This is a genomic window from Elstera litoralis (assembly GCF_000963705.1).
GTDB lineage: Bacteria > Pseudomonadota > Alphaproteobacteria > Elsterales > Elsteraceae > Elstera > Elstera litoralis.
Genome location: NZ_LAJY01000367.1, coordinates 1 through 4100, shown reverse-complemented (window position 1 = coordinate 4100; position 4100 = coordinate 1). Strand labels below are relative to the sequence as shown.

Below are 4100 nucleotides of genomic sequence, written 5' to 3'. Positions count from 1 at the left end.
GGCACGGTGGCCGCCGTGCTCGAAAGCCTGGGGTTTGCCCTGGCGGTTGTGCAGCGCCCGGCGGCAGCGGCCGCGATCGGCGATAGCACGGCAGCGGAATAAGGGGCTCATGCGGCACCCCCAAACAGCGGCAATGCCGCAGGCGCAGCGTCGGCACGCGGCGGGTAATCGTCAGCCCGCTCAAGCTTTTTGCGGCAGGGCGCTATCCATTCGAAGCGGGTGGGGCCTTGGTATGCCTTGTCCCACACCACCCAAACATAGGCGGTTGCCACCGATGCTTCCGGGTCTACCCGACCCTTCACCAGCGGGACACGCTCCACGAATTGCGCAATTAGGCTGGGCGGAAACCGCGAGAAAAGTTCGGAATAGCGCCCTTCGGATTCCAGCCATTGGAGCCGAATAAACAGGGCGACGCCGTTAACCGCCCGCGCCAGCGCCGCTAGCGCGAATTCGAGCCCCAGGCGGAACGGCGGGTTCGTGATGATCCAATCGGCCAGCCATTCCGACCCCGGAAACAGGAAATCCTCGACCAAGTCCTGACCCGCACCATAATCATGCACGTCGGAGGCGATGACCGCGCGGAAATATTCCGCCAGGGGCTTTGCCATATAGAGTTCGCCGCACGCCGGATCACTCGCCACCAACCCCGACAAAACCACCCGCCCGCCCAAAAGCTCGCACAGCGCGCGGGTTGCCCAGGGCGGGGTCGGGGAAATAATCCAGCTATCGGGCGGTTCGACCCGCCGCGCCATAACCGCCGTAGAGGTGAGACCCCGGCTCACGAATACTGCCGCCCAGTAAGCCGGGTCGAAAGCCGCCGGGCGGTATCGACCAACACGCGCCCGGTGACAATCTGGCGGCCCAAGCGCCAGTTTCGCCCATCGTGCGCGGGTTTGAAGCGGTGCCAGTCGCGCAGGTAGGCTACCGCATCCGCCACCTGTTTCAGCGGGCATCCCGCCGGGGTAAACGGCGGCGCGCGGTCATCGATGCGGGTTTCGAGTTCAACGGAATCGGCGCTCATTAGGAGACCTCCCCGGAATGGCGGGCCGCCTCAACAGCCCTAACGGCAAGGGGTTTCCAAAGACCAAGCCGCGCCCCTAAAGCGCGCCAAAGCCCAACCGCCGCCGCCTCATCCTGATGGATAAGAACCCCCTGGAGCCCCGCGCGGAGATCCAACCGCAGATACACACCGCCTTCAGGCGGAACGACTTCGGAAACAGAAAGGGCGTCGCGGGTCATACCGCACCGCCGGTGCCGAAGGCCGCAAGGCAGGCCAGCGCCGCCGCGACGGCCCCTGCCAGAAACCAGCGCAAATGAGAAACCCAGCGAACGGCGGGCGAGCCTAGATAATCCGGCAGCAAATACAGCGGTTCCCAGGTCAAGCGCTGCACCTTGCCATTGAGACGTAGAATTTCCGCTGGGGGCTTCGATGGGTCCATCGATAGGGCGGTAACCTCACCCCCTGCGATCCCGGCCCAGGCCACACGCACCGGCCCTTCCGGCCCCCGCGCCATGATCACCGCTTCTGCCAAAATCCGCGCGTCGAGATCGGGCGGTAGGCTGTTGTTTTCAGACATAAAACCTCCCCGCGCGCGGAAATCCGCGCGTTGAAAAAAGCATCGATGGAAAGGGCCTAGGGCCGGGCTGCGGCCCTAGGCAGGGAAAGAGTTATTCAGCGGCGGAAGCCAGCCCGGCGGCATCCGTCCGCGCTGCCAACCACCAGCGCCGCGCCGCCTCAACCTCATCTGCCGTGGGTTCCGGTCGTGCCGGGCGATATTCGATCAGGCTGGCCTCGACCTCGGACCGCTTCAACGCCCCAAGCGTAAAGCGCGTGATCGGCCAACCCGGCAAATTCAGGACAATCTCGGAATCGCGCCGGGGAAAACCATAGCCATCGGCGGTTAGCTTCATGGGCAGGTCGGGCGCGATTAAGCCAACAACCCAATCAGGGGTATCAAACCCATAAGCCGCCATGATAATCAGCCGCACCGTTGCCCCGATCAGGCCGCGCTTGCGCCATTTTGGGTGAACCCAGCCGCCCGAGAGCACCGTGACATGGCCCGAAATCTTAGCTGCTGTTGGTGCGCTGCACGTAGCATAGGCCCCAAGTTCGCGGGCAACTTGGGGAGCCGCGAGAAACAGGCTCAAATCTTCGCAGACCGTTCGAAAGGTTTCGCGTTCGGGAATATAGGTGGCGAGGCTGGCGACGGTAGCGCGGACGAAACCCTGTTCGTCCACCATTGCCAGCCAACGCCCCGCCACATTCGGCGCGGTATCCGGCACGAGAAACGGCAGTAACGGTTCAAACCCGTTCGGCTGTTCCAACTGCTGCACCCGCAGCAGATCGGCAAAATCGCCGCAGAGGTAGGGGCGCAGAGCAAAATCTTCGTGCATGCCCCCGATCACCCGGCGCAGCACTCGCCCGTATTGCACGAGCAGGTCGCGCGGCTGCATATCATTGGAAAAGGCCGCTTCAAACGGCTCTGCGTTTAAGAGTTCAATCTGAATAGGCATTCGGCCCCTCGCACATCGGCGGTATAGGTCAATAGACCCGCCCCCCCTTCAGGATGGTTGAACGGGAACGACCATCTCCGGTAGCTCCCCGTCGAGCCGGAATGCTCGACTTGAATATCATGCCCTGCGGGCTTGCCCCGCCCCAACCCCTCGACCAATTGTGCAATCCAAAAACTGCGATACTCAGGGTTGCCGGGCTCTTCCTGGCAGGACATGCCTTCTAAGTCGCGCCAGGGCACCCCGGAAATGGCGGGCAATTCGGAGCCGATATAGTCCGTCCGCAGCCCGCGCGCGTCGAAACGGTACAGGCAGCACATGCCTTGCACGTCGCGCGGCAGCCGCGCCGCAAACGCCTCGGCATCCAAATGATGGTCGCGCCATATCCCTAGGATTTTCGCCACCACAGCGCTCGCCCTATCGGGCGTCACTTCTGCCGATCGGATGGACAGACCGCGCACGCTGCCGCGCTTGACGCGGGCCAACCGCAGCGCGCGCTGCACTTCCTGCTGGGCCATCGCCAGCGTTGGGTAGGTTAGCGTGCTATCGCTAATGCGGTTGCGGAACTGCCAGCCCTGCCCCCGCTCCCACGCCGCCATCGATTCCAGCAGGCAGGCCAGCGCTTCGGGCAAAACCGCCGTCGAATCCCACCCAATAACGGCTGGCCCCGAAGCCGGGAGAACCACCGAAACCCACCCCTCGGTTTTATGGCCGTAAAGAATGTAATCGGCCGTCTCGAAAAACTGCGTATCGCCCATTAGAGTAAAGGCCGCGAGGCTCAAACCTTCTTCGGCAAGCTCCCGCCCGTTCTGCGTAATCCAATATTCGGCGTGGCGAACTGCCTTGAGGGCCGCCATGCGTTCCACCAACCCGCCCAACCGCTCCGGCCCCGGCCCGCTTAGCGTGCGCTGGGCACCGGCGGTCCGCTCCATCGCTTGGCCAAGCCACATGAAGCGCTGCCAATCCTGCCCATCGCCCAACCCGAGATTGATCAGGAACGCGACCCGATCCGGCACAACCCCCAGCAGCCGGTGCAGCGTGTGCATACTCACCGCGCGCCCGTCATCTTCCTCCAACCACTTGCGCCGCATAACCCGCGCAAAACCGGCTTTCCTCAAGGCAAGATCGGCCCGATCCGCATCGCCGTAAGCGGACACGAGGGCAGCGCGCAAGGTGAAAATGGGGCCAGAATTCGACATTGAATTACTCCTACAGGGTGAGAAACGATCTTCAACACTACAACTTGGCTGGTTCGTACCTCAACCCGCTATGCAACCTTATTCGAGGAAACGCCTTGCCCCGTTATCACCTCGCTTACTGGACCGTAGATATCCGGGCGCAAAATGAAGCGGCTAATACCCGTGAGCCGCTCGATATCCAGAACACGCCCCGAAGGAACACGATCCCACTGCGACAAGGCCGCCGGACTGATATCCAACGCCGCCGCAATGCGGACACGCTCACCCCGGTTTCTCGAAAAATAGGATTTCAGTTCGTTCATGAGCTGAAATGTAAGCCAAACTTAAATTTCGTCAAGGTTAATTTTTTGAGCCTGCCGATATGGAGAGAATGCAATCGTAGGAACACAC

Annotated in this window: 7 protein-coding genes; all 7 read right to left on the bottom strand. The window is 62.2% G+C overall.

All coding sequences use genetic code 11. The features are described 5' to 3' along the window. Positions 1 to 107 precede the first annotated feature (107 nt). Entirely contained in the window at positions 108 to 782 is a 675-nt protein-coding gene (locus VZ95_RS13790; RefSeq protein WP_232302664.1) for an SAM-dependent DNA methyltransferase, read from the bottom strand. Next, positions 779 to 1021 carry a hypothetical protein gene (locus VZ95_RS13785; protein ID WP_045776365.1) on the bottom strand — a complete coding sequence of 81 codons (243 nt, stop codon included), beginning with the start codon at positions 1019 to 1021 and terminating at the stop codon, positions 779 to 781. Before VZ95_RS13785 ends, VZ95_RS13790 begins: the two co-directional genes overlap by 4 nt. Continuing rightward, positions 1021 to 1239, bottom strand: a complete 219-nt coding sequence (locus tag VZ95_RS13780; RefSeq protein WP_045776364.1) for a hypothetical protein — start codon at positions 1237 to 1239, stop codon at positions 1021 to 1023. The genes VZ95_RS13785 and VZ95_RS13780 overlap by 1 nt, the downstream gene beginning before the upstream one ends. Next, on the bottom strand, positions 1236 to 1577 hold the full coding sequence (locus VZ95_RS13775) for a hypothetical protein (protein ID WP_045776363.1): 342 nt from the start codon (positions 1575 to 1577) through the stop codon (positions 1236 to 1238). Before VZ95_RS13775 ends, VZ95_RS13780 begins: the two co-directional genes overlap by 4 nt. Positions 1578 to 1668: 91 nt before the next feature. Continuing rightward, positions 1669 to 2514, bottom strand: coding sequence for a hypothetical protein (locus VZ95_RS13770; RefSeq protein ID WP_045776362.1), 846 nt, complete (start codon positions 2512 to 2514; stop codon positions 1669 to 1671). Further along, positions 2490 to 3710: a hypothetical protein gene (locus tag VZ95_RS13765; protein WP_045776361.1), complete on the bottom strand. Its 1221-nt coding sequence runs from the start codon at positions 3708 to 3710 to the stop codon at positions 2490 to 2492. The genes VZ95_RS13770 and VZ95_RS13765 overlap by 25 nt, the downstream gene beginning before the upstream one ends. Before the next feature lie 68 nt (positions 3711 to 3778). Further along, the gene (locus tag VZ95_RS29335) at positions 3779 to 4012 is read right to left on the bottom strand and encodes a Cro/CI family transcriptional regulator (RefSeq protein ID WP_045776360.1); all 234 of its coding nucleotides are present in this window, start codon (positions 4010 to 4012) and stop codon (positions 3779 to 3781) included. Positions 4013 to 4100: the final 88 nt, after the last annotated feature.

What these genes read in the sequence shown, in the direction of transcription:
- VZ95_RS13785 (WP_045776365.1), bottom strand. Translation starts at nt 1,021, where the DNA reads ATGAGCGCCGATTCCGTTGAACTCGAAACCCGCATCGATGACCGCGCG.
- VZ95_RS13780 (WP_045776364.1), bottom strand. Translation starts at nt 1,239, where the DNA reads ATGACCCGCGACGCCCTTTCTGTTTCCGAAGTCGTTCCGCCTGAAGGC.
- VZ95_RS13775 (WP_045776363.1), bottom strand. Translation starts at nt 1,577, where the DNA reads ATGTCTGAAAACAACAGCCTACCGCCCGATCTCGACGCGCGGATTTTG.
- VZ95_RS13770 (WP_045776362.1), bottom strand. Translation starts at nt 2,514, where the DNA reads ATGCCTATTCAGATTGAACTCTTAAACGCAGAGCCGTTTGAAGCGGCC.
- VZ95_RS13765 (WP_045776361.1), bottom strand. Translation starts at nt 3,710, where the DNA reads ATGTCGAATTCTGGCCCCATTTTCACCTTGCGCGCTGCCCTCGTGTCC.
- VZ95_RS29335 (WP_045776360.1), bottom strand. Translation starts at nt 4,012, where the DNA reads ATGAACGAACTGAAATCCTATTTTTCGAGAAACCGGGGTGAGCGTGTC.